At 69.5% G+C, this 11,820-nt stretch carries 15 protein-coding genes and 1 pseudogene; 12 read left to right on the top strand and 4 right to left on the bottom strand.

Annotated elements, in window-relative coordinates:
• Nucleotides 1-17 precede the first annotated feature (17 nt).
• The 12 genes from rplU to D1J51_RS18160 all read left to right on the top strand — a co-directional run bounded on the left by rplU (nucleotide 18) and on the right by D1J51_RS18160 (nucleotide 8,918).
• On the top strand, nucleotides 18-326 hold the full coding sequence (gene rplU / locus D1J51_RS04585; RefSeq protein WP_119073997.1) for a 50S ribosomal protein L21: 309 nt from the start codon (nucleotides 18-20) through the stop codon (nucleotides 324-326).
• 32 nt (nucleotides 327-358) lie between these two features.
• On the top strand, nucleotides 359-613 hold the full coding sequence (rpmA, locus tag D1J51_RS04580) for a 50S ribosomal protein L27 (protein WP_119073996.1): 255 nt from the start codon (nucleotides 359-361) through the stop codon (nucleotides 611-613).
• A 96-nt stretch (nucleotides 614-709) separates the two neighbouring features.
• A complete protein-coding gene (gene obgE / locus D1J51_RS04575; RefSeq protein ID WP_119073995.1) occupies nucleotides 710-2,215 on the top strand; it encodes a GTPase ObgE in 1,506 nt (501 codons plus the stop codon).
• Nucleotides 2,212-3,000: a glutamate 5-kinase gene (proB, locus tag D1J51_RS04570; RefSeq protein WP_119073994.1), complete on the top strand. Its 789-nt coding sequence runs from the start codon at nucleotides 2,212-2,214 to the stop codon at nucleotides 2,998-3,000. The genes obgE and proB overlap by 4 nt, the downstream gene beginning before the upstream one ends.
• A gap of 17 nt (nucleotides 3,001-3,017) precedes the next feature.
• Nucleotides 3,018-4,271: a glutamate-5-semialdehyde dehydrogenase gene (locus D1J51_RS04565; protein WP_119073993.1), complete on the top strand. Its 1,254-nt coding sequence runs from the start codon at nucleotides 3,018-3,020 to the stop codon at nucleotides 4,269-4,271.
• Between the two features lie 55 nt (nucleotides 4,272-4,326).
• A complete protein-coding gene (locus D1J51_RS04560) occupies nucleotides 4,327-4,539 on the top strand; it encodes a hypothetical protein (RefSeq protein WP_119073992.1) in 213 nt (70 codons plus the stop codon).
• Between the two features lie 14 nt (nucleotides 4,540-4,553).
• Nucleotides 4,554-5,150: a nicotinate-nucleotide adenylyltransferase gene (gene nadD, locus D1J51_RS04555; RefSeq protein ID WP_256385995.1), complete on the top strand. Its 597-nt coding sequence runs from the start codon at nucleotides 4,554-4,556 to the stop codon at nucleotides 5,148-5,150.
• Nucleotides 5,150-6,676: a hypothetical protein gene (locus D1J51_RS04550; protein ID WP_119073990.1), complete on the top strand. Its 1,527-nt coding sequence runs from the start codon at nucleotides 5,150-5,152 to the stop codon at nucleotides 6,674-6,676. Before nadD ends, D1J51_RS04550 begins: the two co-directional genes overlap by 1 nt.
• A 77-nt stretch (nucleotides 6,677-6,753) precedes the next feature.
• On the top strand, nucleotides 6,754-7,152 hold the full coding sequence (gene rsfS, locus D1J51_RS04545) for a ribosome silencing factor (protein ID WP_240422902.1): 399 nt from the start codon (nucleotides 6,754-6,756) through the stop codon (nucleotides 7,150-7,152).
• 26 nt (nucleotides 7,153-7,178) lie between these two features.
• Nucleotides 7,179-7,940 carry a PIG-L deacetylase family protein gene (locus tag D1J51_RS04540; protein ID WP_119073988.1) on the top strand — a complete coding sequence of 254 codons (762 nt, stop codon included), beginning with the start codon at nucleotides 7,179-7,181 and terminating at the stop codon, nucleotides 7,938-7,940.
• 108 nt (nucleotides 7,941-8,048) lie between these two features.
• Nucleotides 8,049-8,417: a nuclear transport factor 2 family protein gene (locus D1J51_RS04535; protein ID WP_119073987.1), complete on the top strand. Its 369-nt coding sequence runs from the start codon at nucleotides 8,049-8,051 to the stop codon at nucleotides 8,415-8,417.
• A 360-nt stretch (nucleotides 8,418-8,777) separates the two neighbouring features.
• Nucleotides 8,778-8,918, top strand: a complete 141-nt coding sequence (locus tag D1J51_RS18160; RefSeq protein ID WP_205547712.1) for a hypothetical protein — start codon at nucleotides 8,778-8,780, stop codon at nucleotides 8,916-8,918.
• Between the two features lie 252 nt (nucleotides 8,919-9,170).
• Here D1J51_RS18160 and D1J51_RS04525 read toward each other — a convergent pair whose 3' ends face one another.
• From D1J51_RS04525 to D1J51_RS04520, 4 genes and pseudogenes are all read right to left on the bottom strand, one after another.
• Nucleotides 9,171-9,938, bottom strand: a complete 768-nt coding sequence (locus D1J51_RS04525; RefSeq protein ID WP_162903661.1) for a PoNe immunity protein domain-containing protein — start codon at nucleotides 9,936-9,938, stop codon at nucleotides 9,171-9,173.
• Nucleotides 9,928-10,902 carry a hypothetical protein gene (locus D1J51_RS17835; protein ID WP_162903660.1) on the bottom strand — a complete coding sequence of 325 codons (975 nt, stop codon included), beginning with the start codon at nucleotides 10,900-10,902 and terminating at the stop codon, nucleotides 9,928-9,930. The genes D1J51_RS04525 and D1J51_RS17835 overlap by 11 nt, the downstream gene beginning before the upstream one ends.
• A 183-nt stretch (nucleotides 10,903-11,085) precedes the next feature.
• Complete coding sequence (locus D1J51_RS17830; protein ID WP_162903659.1) at nucleotides 11,086-11,238, bottom strand: hypothetical protein; 153 nt, start codon at nucleotides 11,236-11,238, stop codon at nucleotides 11,086-11,088.
• Nucleotides 11,238-11,771: pseudogene (locus tag D1J51_RS04520) on the bottom strand (transposase); the annotation flags it as partial. The pseudogene D1J51_RS04520 and the gene D1J51_RS17830, both read right to left, overlap by 1 nt.
• Nucleotides 11,772-11,820: the final 49 nt, after the last annotated feature.

The following is an 11,820-nucleotide window of genomic DNA, read 5'->3' as shown; positions in this document are numbered from 1 at the left end:
CGAGAAAAGGGTGACAAGTGGTTTACGCAGTAGTGCGCGCAAGCGGCCGGCAGGAGAAGGTCGAGGTCGGCTCGATCATCACCGTCAATCGTGTGGCGGGTGATGCCGAGGGCAAGCTTGAGCTTCCCGCGGTGCTGCTCGTCGATGGCGACCAGGTGACCACCGACGCCGCGGCCCTGGCCAAGGTGAAGGTGACCGCCGAGGTGCTCGACGACCTTCGCGGCCCGAAGATCGTCATCCAGCGCTACAAGAACAAGACCGGTTACAAGAGCCGTCAGGGGCACCGTCAGGATCTGACCCGCCTCAAGGTCACCGGCATCAAGTAACGCCTTCGGCACTCACTAAGGAGTAGAGACTCATGGCACATAAGAAGGGCGCCAGCTCCACCCGCAACGGCCGCGACTCGAACGCGCAGCGCCTCGGCGTGAAGCGCTTCGGCGGGCAGCAGGTCAGCGCCGGCGAGATCATCGTGCGTCAGCGCGGAACCCACTTCCACCCCGGCTCCAACGTGGGCCGCGGTGGCGACGACACCCTGTTCGCGCTGTCGGCCGGGGCGGTCGAGTTCGGCGTGAAGGGCGGCCGCAAGGTCGTCAACATCGTGGCCGCTGCGTAACTCAGCGTCGACGGCGAGGCGGGCTTCGGCTCGCCTTTTGCCGTTCGTGCGGCTGCACTCAGCAGCATCGCGAACGCAGTGGAAGAGGTTTCCCGCATGGTGACATTCGTGGATCGAGTGCAGGTGCACCTGCAGGCCGGTCGCGGCGGCAACGGCTGCGTGTCGATTCGGCGCGAGAAGTTCAAGCCGCTCGCCGGCCCCGACGGCGGCGCGGGCGGGCACGGCGGCGACATCGTGATTCTCGCCGATCCCCAGGTCACCACGCTGCTCGATTACCATCGCCGTCCCCATCGCAGCGCTGAGAACGGCGGCTACGGCGCGGGCGATTACCGGGCGGGGACGAACGGCGCCGAGTTGGTGCTGCCGGTGCCCGTGGGCACGGTCGTGAAGGACGAGGCCGGTGAGACCCTCATCGATCTCACCGAGCCCGGCACCAGGTTCCTCGCCGCCAAGGGCGGCCTCGGCGGCCTCGGCAACCACGCGCTCGCGAGTTCAAAGCGCAAGGCCCCCGGCTTCGCCCTGCTCGGCACGGAGGGGGGGAGCGGCACGCTCACGCTCGAGCTGAAGACGATCGCCGACGTGGCGCTCGTCGGCTACCCCTCGGCGGGCAAGTCGAGCCTCATCGCGGCGATGAGCGCCGCGAAGCCCAAGATCGCGGACTACCCCTTCACGACCCTGCACCCCAATCTGGGCGTGGTGCAGGTCGCCGACCATCGCTTCACCGTCGCCGACGTGCCCGGGCTGATCGAGGGCGCGAGCGAGGGCAGGGGCCTCGGCCTCGACTTCCTGCGGCACGTCGAGCGCTGCAGCGCCCTGCTGCACGTGCTCGACTGCGCCACCCTCGAGCCCGGACGCGACCCACTCTCCGACCTCGAGGTGATCCTGCGAGAGCTCGCGGCCTATCCCGTGCCCGACGGTCAGACGCCCCTCCTCGAGCGCCCCCAGCTCATCGCGCTCAACAAGATCGACGTGCCGGAGGCGCGCGAGCTCGCCGCGTTCGTGCGGCCCGACCTCGAGGCGCGGGGATACCGCGTGTTCGAGATCTCGACCGTGTCGCACGAGGGGCTGCGCGAGCTGAGCTTCGCCCTCGCGGAGTTGGTGGAGGAGGCGCGGGCCAGGGAACTCGCGGAGGCCGTCGACCAGCCGCGCATCGTTCTGCAGCCCCAGGCCGTCGACGACGGCGGTTTTCGGGTGGTGCCCGAGGGCGGCAGCTACGGCACCCTGTACCGCATCCTGGGGGCGAAGCCCGAGCGCTGGGTCGAGCAGACCGACTTCGCCAACGACGAGGCCGTGGGCTATCTCGCCGACCGGTTGCAGAAGCTCGGCGTCGAGGATGCGCTGGTCAAGGCCGGCGCGACTGCCGGATCGACCGTCGTGATCGGCCCCGGGTCCGGTGTGGTCTTCGACTGGGAGCCGACCGTCACGAGCGCGGCCGAGGTGCAGCTGGGCGCCCGCGGCACAGACCTGCGCGTCGAGCAGAACGGGCGCCGCACGAACAAGGAGCGCCGCACCGAGTACCACGAGCGCATGGACGCCAAGACCGAGGCCCGCGCCGAGCTCGAGCGCGAGCGCGAGGCGGGCATGTGGGACCAGCAGTCGTGAGCATCGGGGCGGAACTGCTCGTCGCGAGGCGCATCGTGGTGAAGGTGGGCTCGTCGTCCGTCAGCGGCGACAACGCCGGCCAGATCCCGAACCTCGTCTCGTGCCTCGCGCGCCTGCACGCCGGGGGAGCCGAGGTGATCCTCGTGTCCAGCGGCGCCATCGCCACGGGCGTGCCCTTCCTGCGCCTCGACGAGCGCCCCGAAGACCTGGCGACGCAGCAGGCCGCCGCGGCCGTCGGGCAGAACATCCTGGTCAACCGGTATCAGCGAGCCCTGAGCAGCCATGAGATCGTGGCGGGCCAGGTCCTGCTCACCGCGCACGACATCGAGAACCCCACGCACCGGGGCAACGCCCGCCGCGCGCTCGAGCGGCTGCTGCAGCTCGGCATCCTGCCCATCATCAACGAGAACGACACCGTGGCCACACACGAGATCCGGTTCGGCGACAACGACCGGCTCGCGGCGCTCGTCGCGCGCCTGGTCGGGGCGGATCGGCTCGTGCTGCTCTCGGACGTCGATGCGCTCTACACGGCGCCGCCCATGATCGCGGGGGCGGAGCGCATTGCGCACGTGGCCTACGGCGACCCGCTCGCCGGCATCGAGATCGGCGAGGCGCAGTCGGGGTGGGGCACCGGCGGCGCCGCGACCAAGGTGGAGGCCGCGCGACTGGCGGCCGACGCCGGGACGGCCGTGCTGCTCACCGAGACGAAGCTGCTCGCGCCCGTGCTCGACGGGGCGGATCACGGCACGAGATTCGACGCGCGCCCCGACGCTCCCGCTGAATGAATCGGTAGGCTGGTCCCATGTCTCATCCCGATCCCTTCCTGGCCAGGCTCGACCGCGCCCGGGTCGCCTCGAAGCGGCTCGCCACGGTCACCACGACGCAGAAGAACGAGGCGCTGGAGGCGATCGCGGCGGCGCTCGAGAGCGGCGTCGACGAGGTCGCGGCGGCCAACGCGCGCGACCTGGAGCGCGGCGTGGAGAACGGCATCGGCGAGGGGCTGCTGGATCGCCTGCGGCTCGACGCGGCCCGACTGCGGGGCCTCGCAGGCGCCGTGCGCGAGGTCATCGCCCTGCCCGATCCCGTGGGACAGGTCGTGCGAGGGTCGACGCTCGCCAACGGCGTCTCGATCAGCCAGGTGCGCGTGCCGTTCGGCGTCGTCGGGGCGATCTACGAGGCGCGGCCCAACGTTACGGTCGACATCGCCGCGCTGGCGCTGAAGAGCGGCAACGGCGCCGTGCTGCGCGGCGGGAGCGCGGCGGAGCACTCCAACCGCGTACTGGTGACGCTGATCCAGCGCGCCATCTCGAGCGCGGGACTCGACGGCGACGTCGTGCAGACCATCGACGAGTTCGGGCGCGAGGGGGCGTCGCGCCTGATGCGCGCGCGCGGGTACATCAACGTGCTCATCCCGAGGGGGAGCGCCGGGCTCATCTCCACCGTCGTGCAGGAGTCGACGGTGCCCGTGATCGAGACGGGCGCCGGGGTCGTGCACGTCTACGTCGACGCCTCCGCCGACGAGGACATGGCGGTCTCCGTCGTGAAGAACGCCAAGACGCACCGGCCGAGCGTGTGCAACGCCGCCGAGACGCTGCTGGTGCACCGCGAGGCGGCCGAACGCATGCTGCCGCGCCTCGCCCGGGAACTCATGAGCGCCGGCGTCGAGCTGAGCGGCGACGACGCGACGCGCTCGTCCGTCGAGGGCGTGCTCGCGGCCGACGACGAGACGTGGGCCACCGAGCACCACGCGCTGGAGATGGGCGTGAGGGTGGTCGACACGCTCGACGAGGCCCTCGCCCATATCGAGCGCTACTCGACCCGCCACACCGAAGCGATCGTGACCCGGGACTACGCGAGCGCCGAGCGCTTCCTCGCGGAGGTGGATTCGGCCGTGGTGATGGTGAACGCGTCGACGCGCTTCACCGACGGCGGCGAGTTCGGCTTCGGGGCCGAGGTGGGCATTTCCACGCAGAAGCTGCACGCGCGCGGGCCGATGGGCCTGCCGGAGCTCACGAGCACCAAGTGGCTCGTGCGCGGAGCTGGGCAGATCCGCTAGCCGGAACCGGTACACTGGTACCGTTCTTCAATCCGTCACGAATGCTGGGGTCTCGATGTCACTTCTCGCCACGATCGCCGTCGCCGCCGAAGGGGCGCCCGAAATCGTCAACGAGCTGCCGTTCCCGGCCCCGATCTTCGGCCTGATCACCTTCACGGTGTTCACGACGCTCGCCATCATCACCTTCGCCTTCCGAGACGTGGCGAACCGCCACGCTTCGAAGGCCGAGGCCTACGCCCGCGACCACGGCTCCGAGCAGCGCCACTAGGACTCGACCGGACGGTGTCAGCACAACGTCGCATCGGGGTGATGGGCGGTACCTTCGACCCCATCCATCACGGTCACCTGGTCGCGGCGAGCGAGGTCGCGCAGGGCTTCGGCCTCGACGAGGTGATCTTCGTGCCGACGGGGCGGCCCTGGCAGAAGCAGCGCGTCTCGCCGAGCGAGCACCGCTACCTCATGACGGTCATCGCGACCGCGTCGAACCCCCGCTTCACCGTGAGCCGGGTGGACATCGACCGGGAGGGGCCGACCTACACGGTCGACACGCTGCGAGACCTGCGAGCGCGGTTTCCGGACGACGAGCTCTTCTTCATCTCGGGCGCCGACGCGGTCGAGCAGATCGTGAGCTGGAAGGACGTCGACCAGCTGTGGGATCTGGCCCGGTTCATCGCGGTGACGCGTCCCGGACACGAGCTGTCGCTTTCTGGTTTATCTGACGAACACGTAAGCTTATTGGAGGTTCCCGCCCTGGCGATCTCGTCCACGGACTGCCGGGCACGGGTTGCCCGGGGATATCCGGTGTGGTACCTCGTGCCGGACGGTGTGGTGCAGTACATTGCGAAGCACGGGTTGTACACCGAGGAAGCGACAGAGTGATGAGTGAGCAGGACGAACAACGACCGTTGACGCGGCGCGAGCGCCGGCTGCGGGAGATGGCCGAGACCGGCGCGCTGGACCTCTCGGAGATGTCGGAGACGACGGCGTCGACGACGGAGCCGGAGCCCGCGACGTCGACCGCCGAGGGCGAGATCGAGATCTCGCCCTTCAACGACGACGGCACGCCCCGGAGCCGCCGTGAGATGCGTCAGCTCCGGGAGCAGGCGCTGGCGGAGCGAGCGGTTCCGCCAGAGGCGGAGCCAGCCGGTGAGGCGGAGCCCGCCGCGAATGCCGAGCCTGCCGGTGAACCGGAGCCCGAGAGGACCGCTGAGGCGCAGGACGTCTCCGAGCCCGAGCAGGTCGTCGAACCGGAGCCCGAGGCCGTTCGGGACGAGCGGGCGACCGAGCCGGTCGAGGCGACCCCGCTCGACGGAGAGCCGGACTTCGATTCGCTGATCGCGCCGCCCACCGAGCCCTTCACCGTCGCGGAGCTGCAAGAGGCCGAGCGGGGCTCTGACGAGGGCGAGCCCGCCGATACGAGCGAGGGGTTCGAGGAATCGGCCGTCGCGGCCTCCGCTTCGGAGGATGCGGCCGATGAGCCCGAGGCCGTTCCCGAGCCGAAGCAGAAGCGCCGTTTCTGGCAGCGCGGCAAGGATACCGAGGAGAGGGGCGCTGCGGCCGAAGACGCCGCCGCTGAGGAGCCGCCCGCGACGGCCCCGGAGGCCGAGCCGGTCGAGGAGGTCCCGGCCGGCCCGTCCGCTCCGGCTGACGCGCCCGCCCGGGCCGAAGAGGCCGCGCGGAGCGACTCCGAGCAGGAGCCGGTCGAAGAAGCGGTGGAGACCGTCGTGATCGCCGAGGTGCCGCCCGTGCCCGCCGCGGAAGCCGCCGAGCCCGCATCCGAGGTCGAGGTCGAGCCCGCATCCGAGGCCGAGAGCGCGCCCGAGCCGCCCGAGAGCCCCGAGCAGAAGACGAGCTACTCCTTCCCCGACATCGCCCCGCCCGAGGAGTGGCGCTCGGTGTTCGACGACCCGGACTCCCGCACGGTGCCCGACCAGAGCGGCAAGCCCGCCGGGGGAGACTTCGACGAACTCATCTCGCGCGCCGTCGCTCAGGAGGGCTCGACGGGAGGCGCGGGCGGGGCCGCCCTGATCCTGCCCTCGATGCCCGAGGACAGCGGCGGCCTGGCCGGTCCGCTCGGCAGCACGGGCGAGCTGTACGTGACGGGCTCGCTCAAGCTGCCGAAGTCGCTGGGGGAGACCGGCGGCCACGCGGCGCTGCACGACTCGATCGAGATGGATCCCATCACGGGGGCCGAGCCGGATGACGCTCAGACCGCTGGGCAGGGACCCGCGCCGGTGTCGGCGCGCCACGCGGTGAGCGCGCGGGCCACGGCGGGGCCCGTCGTCGCGAAGCCGGCGAAGGAGCGCAGCAAGCTCCCGCTGGTGCTGTCGCTCACCGGGGGCGGCCTGCTGATCGCGGTCGTCGCGCTGGGCGTGTGGGGCGCGAGCAACGGGATGTTCGGGTGATTTCGGCGTCGTGAGACGATCGCCGACGAGTGCGGGCCGCGGGGCCGATGAACGGAAGAACGGAACTGGAAGCTGAAGTGACGCAGAATCGCGATGTGCTGACCGACCTGGGGATCGCGGTGCGCGCGGCTGACGAGAAGGGGGCGACCGGGCCGGTCGCCCTGCGGGTGACCGAGCAGTTCGGCCTGGCCGACGTGTTCCTCGTCGTGAGCGGCAGCGTCGAACGGAACGTGCAGGCGATCTCCGATGGGATCGAGGACGCGCTGGGCGCTGCCGGCGTGCGCACCGTGCGCCGGGAGGGCCGCGAGAGCGGCCGCTGGGTGCTGCTCGACTTCGGGGATCTGATCGTGCACGTCTTCCACCAGGAGGAGCGCGATTTCTATCAGCTCGAGAGGCTGTGGCACGACTGTCCGCTCATCGACGTGGGGCCCATGCTCGAGGCGGCGGGGGAGGCTCCCGCGCAATCCGCGGAGTGACCGCGCGCGAGCGTAGGCTTAGGGACATGGACGCTTCAGCAGACCCCCAGCTTCTCGAACCGCTCGACGACGCCGCGTTCCGCCGTGTGCTGGTGGTGGTCGCGCACCCCGACGACCCCGAGTACGGCACGTCCGCGGCCGTCGCGGAGTGGACGTCGCGGGGCGTCGATGTGGGCTATCTGCTGCTCACCGCCGGGGAGGCCGGCATGCAGCGCCCGCCGGAGGAAGCCGGGCCGTTGCGCGCCGAGGAGCAGCGACGGGCGTGCGAGGCCGTCGGCGTCGAGCGCCTGACGATCCTCGATTTCCCGGACGGCGTGCTCGAGTACGGGGTCGAGCTGCGTCGCGCCGTCGCGCGGGAGATCCGCCGATTCCGCCCAGACGCGGTGATCGGCGGTGCGGGCGAGCTCCTCGTCCCCTGGGGCATCGACCACGCCGACCACCGCGCGGCCGGGCTCGCGACCATCGATGCGGTGCGCGACGCCGACAACCGGTGGGTGTTCCCCGAGCTGCTGCGGGACGAGGACCTGAGCCCCTGGGGCGCGACCTGGCTGATGCTGACGGGATCCCGCCCCACGAACTATGTGGAGATCGGCGAGGAGGCGGAGCGTCGCGCCGTCGCCTCGCTCGCCGCTCACGAGGCGTACCTGGCGGACCTGCCGTGGCACCCGGCCCCCGAAGAGGCGATCCCGGAGATGCTGCGAGCGCAGGGGAGCGCCGCCGGTGTACCGCGAGCGGTCGCCTTCACGGTGCACCGCTTGCGCAGCGGCTCCCCCTCCGAGAGCGACTGATCCCTCGCGCCGCGGTGCCGTCCAGGGGCGCCGCGGTCCCGCCCTCTTCCGGGCCCCTTCCTCTATGAGCTGAATTTGGAAGCCGGGCGACACGGATATCGTGGTGACATGAGCGTGCTGACCGACTACATCGACGCCTGGGTCGCGAACGACGCCGATCGCATCGCGGCCACGGTTACGGAGAACTGCGTCATCACCGAGTGCTACGGACCGGTCTACAGAGGCCGCAGCTGGGTGCGCCGATGGGCACAGGACTGGTTCGCCGCAGGCGGGATCGTGCACCGCTGGGACATCACCGATCACTTCATCACCGCCGATCGGGAAGTTGCGCAGTGGGCGTTCGTGTACACCTGGGGCGGACAGCGCAGCACGTTTGACGGCGCGACCATCGCTCGCTGCGCCGACGGGCTCGTCTCTGAGTTGCGTGAATACCAGACGACCGCCACGCTCTACGACTGGCGGGGAGTCTGGCGCTGACACACCCAGGCGCGCCGAAGCCTGCTGGGGCTAGCTCCGTCCTGGGTTGCGGTCAGCGATTCGTGTTCTCAGCTGGCGGGTTTCAGTATAGTAGGCGTTCTCCACCTCGACCGGGCACGAACCTTATCTGCGGATCAGTTCGGCTCACCAGAGCCCGTTGGCTGTCGCCGCGAGAGCAGCATCGCAGCTGTCGCCGACGGTCCCGGTCAAGGGCATCGCGCCGAGTTCCTGGACTCGTTCGCTGTAGACCCGAGAGGATTGTGCACATGACGCAGCTCGGGGGCATCCAAGCAGACACCTTGCACCCGACGTGCGGTCCCCGTCGCGGTCGCGGAGCGCCTCGCCGCCGAGGTCGATGCCGTGTTCGAGAAGCGTAACGTCGGGCAGGATCAGCAACTCGTGGGCCTGACCGCGAACCGAGTGCGGCTCGAAGTCGAATCTGGCAAGCTTCTCACCGCGCACTTCGTCGCCATCGACCTCGACATCACCGAAGACGAGTAAGCAAACGCCGAGTCCGAGGACGGGGGCGGTGACCCGTTGACCGAGGCATCAGCGGAACCGGGGAAACGACCTCGAACACGCCTTACGGATGAGGAAGCGGACCCTATGCGAACCGCTAGGGCGGGAGGGACAAGCGTGACCGTGCCCGCACGTCAATTCGGGGTTTCACCGAGATACCGTGTGGGCGAAGTTGCGGTTTCAGACGCCTGACGTGCTCGAAACGCGTACGCGGCGATCCGAAGAGCGGGTCGGCTACGAGGGTTCGGGAGCGGCGAGCTCGCGCGGGTAGTATGCGTTCTCGTTGAACGACGATTCGTCCAATCGCAGCGCGGCGACGACACCGAGCGTCTCGAACGCCCAGTAGCCGTGGTACTGCCGCTTGGGCACCTGCTCGTGACCACCCCATCCCCAGATCCCCTCCCACGCGGGATACCACGACGACAGGTACCTCCCCACCGCGGACTCCGCTTCGTCTGCCGAGCCCGCCTCGAACGCAGCGTCCAGCTCGCCGACGATCCTTGGGAAGGCGAGCACATCGCCGACCGGATGCCCGGGACGCCGCGACGCGATGAGCCGGCCCAGCAGCCTGTCGCCCCACCCGAGCTCGGTCGCCGACACCGCACGATCGAACGTCACGTCATCCACGTCGAACGCCAGTGCGAGCGAGACCAGCAGCAGCCACTCACGGAAGAAGTCCTTGTTGTACCCGAACGCGAACCGCTTCGCGCGCAACTCCTCGGGGATGTGCGCCTTCGCCAGCCGCAGCGCACGTTCAGCCGCGGCGAGCACGATGTCATACTCGACCCGCAGCTCGTCCGCCGAGGCACCCTGTGAGTACAGACTGCTGAACCGGTCCCACCGGCGCTTCATCGCATCTCCAGCGACGAGCCCCAGCCGTTTCGGGTCGCGGAACGACTCGGCCGGGCGCGCGAGCCGCTCGTCGTCGCTTGCGCAGAGCCCTGCGAGATACTCCACGACGTCGTCGAAGTAGGCCTGATCGGCCCTCGTGTCACGAACCATCCTCATCCTTTCCCCTTGAATCGTCGGTCTTCCCCGCCATGATCCCATCCGGTCGGACTTCGGGATGCCGACGATGCCTTGGTGCTGGACACGGTCTAGCGGCGATGAGCGCTCCCGGCTCACGCCCCACGATGTGTGCCGTGACGATCGTCTGCCCGCCCATCTCGAAGATCCGGTCGGCCTCCCACTCGATGCCGCGCCCGAGCAGCAGCACTCCAGGGTCGCCGGGCAGCTGAGCCTGCTGGAAAAGGGCCGGCGTGCCTGCGGGGACCCGCAGCCAGACCACCGTGTCGACACCGGGGAAACTCTGCCCTGTCGCCGCGAGATAGGTGACGAGGAAGGAGGGCTCCCTCGTTCGTGTGCTCGTTCCCAATTGATCCGGGATCCGGCCCACGACATCGGTGAAGGCCACGACGAGCTGTTCCGGTGTGGGCTTCTCGGCGAGGGCGAAGTCGAGCTTGGCTACCTGCTCGGCGACCGACTCGGTGAGCGGCGTCTCCCCGCGCAGCGCGGCGTCGATCGTCGCGCGGCTGATCAACTGAGTCGTCTCCCGGCGGCGCTGTCGTGCATCGACCTGCCGCGCCGCCTTCTCCGGGTTCAGCTGCGCATCCAGCGCCTTCTTGCCGTCGTGCCGACGGAGCTCTCCGCCGACACGACCGACGGAGTCGGGTCCGGACAAACCGAGCAGCGACCGGACGGCCTCCGCGGCCGGCACATCCCGCTCGCGCAGGGCGCCTAGCAGCCCATACCAGTATCCGGTCCCCTCGGGGTGGAACCCGGAATCGAGCGCCGAGACGAGCCCGGCCGACTCCTCCTCGCCATCGAGTCCGTGGAACAGGTAGGCGACGACACAACTATCCCGCTCGATCGGCGCCGCCATGACGGGTCCCGTCGCGGCGTAGTCGTAGTGCGCTGCCGCGGAGACGACACGGGCCTCCATGTCGTCGTCGAAACGCGAGTTCACTGGATCACCTTATCGAAGATGTACCACCGGCCGTTGAGCTGGACGACGTGAGTCGCCTCCCAGGTGGTGTCGTGTCCCAGCAGCAATTCTCGCTCACCCACACCGAAAGTCGGAAACGTCCTCAACCTACATCGCGGGCGTCCCCTCCGAGACGCGGGTGCAGGATGGCGTCACGTGTGACGATCATCGGGCTGATGGAAACACTTCGATCATCACCACCGACATGATCTCGTCATGATCAGACATCGCTTCGGCACCGATGCCCTCGATCAGCAGAAGCCGCTCCGGCCTCGAGGTCTGTCCGGTGACCGGTGTGTGGGGTCCGGCGGTCTTCATCAGTTGGTGGTTCTCTCGAGCCGTCCGGCGAAGGTGATCGCGAACGCGTTCAGCGCGGGCTTCCACCTGATCACCCAGCGTGCCCGGCCGCCGCCGGTGGGGTCAAGCGACCGCGTGACGAGATACAGGCATTTGATCGCGGCGGCCTCGTTCGGGAAATGCCCACGGGCTCGGGCCGCCCTTCGGTAGCGGGCGTTGATCGACTCGATCGCGTTGGTCGTGCAGATCACCCGCCGGATCTCGACGTCGTATTCGAGGAACGGCACGAACTCCGCCCAGGAGGTGCGCCACAGCTGCACGATCGCGGGATACCGCTCGCCCCACGAGGCGGCGAACTCGGCGAACCGGTCTTTCGCCGCAGCCTCGGACGGCGCCGTGTAGACGGGTGTGAGGGACTTCACGATCGCGTCCCGGTGCTGCCGGCCGGCGTAACGGAATGAGTTGCAGATCAGGTGCACGATGCACTGCTGCACGGCCGTCTGCCCCCAGGTCGTGTTGATCGCCTCCGGCAGCCCTTTCAACCCGTCGCAGACGCTATGCCGACATCGGCGGGACTGTGGATTTAACGGTGTTTCCGGCCTG

It is taken from the genome of Leucobacter sp. wl10 (assembly GCF_003569785.1).
In the GTDB taxonomy this organism is placed as follows: Bacteria; Actinomycetota; Actinomycetes; order Actinomycetales; family Microbacteriaceae; genus Leucobacter.
The sequence above is the reverse complement of the archived record's forward strand: the minus strand, read 5'-3'. Positions and strand labels throughout refer to the sequence as shown.

Excerpts from the sequence above, each read along its gene's own strand:
- rpmA (WP_119073996.1), top strand. The coding sequence starts at position 359 with ATGGCACATAAGAAGGGCGCCAGCTCCACCCGCAACGGCCGCGACTCG.
- obgE (WP_119073995.1), top strand. The coding sequence starts at position 710 with ATGGTGACATTCGTGGATCGAGTGCAGGTGCACCTGCAGGCCGGTCGC.
- D1J51_RS04565 (WP_119073993.1), top strand. The coding sequence starts at position 3,018 with ATGTCTCATCCCGATCCCTTCCTGGCCAGGCTCGACCGCGCCCGGGTC.
- D1J51_RS04560 (WP_119073992.1), top strand. The coding sequence starts at position 4,327 with ATGTCACTTCTCGCCACGATCGCCGTCGCCGCCGAAGGGGCGCCCGAA.
- D1J51_RS04550 (WP_119073990.1), top strand. The coding sequence starts at position 5,150 with ATGAGTGAGCAGGACGAACAACGACCGTTGACGCGGCGCGAGCGCCGG.
- D1J51_RS04540 (WP_119073988.1), top strand. The coding sequence starts at position 7,179 with ATGGACGCTTCAGCAGACCCCCAGCTTCTCGAACCGCTCGACGACGCC.
- D1J51_RS04535 (WP_119073987.1), top strand. The coding sequence starts at position 8,049 with ATGAGCGTGCTGACCGACTACATCGACGCCTGGGTCGCGAACGACGCC.
- D1J51_RS04525 (WP_162903661.1), bottom strand. The coding sequence starts at position 9,938 with ATGGTTCGTGACACGAGGGCCGATCAGGCCTACTTCGACGACGTCGTG.
- D1J51_RS17830 (WP_162903659.1), bottom strand. The coding sequence starts at position 11,238 with ATGAAGACCGCCGGACCCCACACACCGGTCACCGGACAGACCTCGAGG.